The organism is Stenotrophomonas maltophilia group sp. RNC7, from assembly GCF_030910085.1.
In the GTDB taxonomy this organism is placed as follows: domain Bacteria; phylum Pseudomonadota; class Gammaproteobacteria; order Xanthomonadales; family Xanthomonadaceae; genus Stenotrophomonas; species Stenotrophomonas sepilia.
In genome coordinates this window covers 1-278 of sequence record NZ_JAVFVN010000055.1, presented here as the reverse complement: position 1 = coordinate 278, position 278 = coordinate 1, and the positions used below count along the sequence as shown (strand labels likewise).

Here is a 278-nt window from a genome sequence, read left to right as displayed (position 1 = left end):
GCCAAGGACGACGCCGCCGGCCTGGCGATCTCCGAGCGTTTCAGCACCCAGATCCGCGGTCTGGACGTTGCCGTGCGCAACGCCAACGACGGCATCTCGCTGGCCCAGACCGCCGAAGGCGCGATGGTTGAAATCGGCAATAACCTGCAGCGCATCCGCGAGCTGTCGGTGCAGTCGGCCAACGCTACCAATTCCAGCAGCGACCGCGAGGCACTGGATGCCGAAGTCAAGCAGCTGACCTCGGAAATCGACCGCGTTGCCCGCCAGACCAACTTCAA

The 278-nt window shown here is 64.4% G+C and carries 1 pseudogene; it reads left to right on the top strand.

Features of this window, described 5'->3' with window-relative positions:
* Window positions 1-278, top strand: a pseudogene (locus tag RCF13_RS00310) (flagellin); the annotation flags it as partial.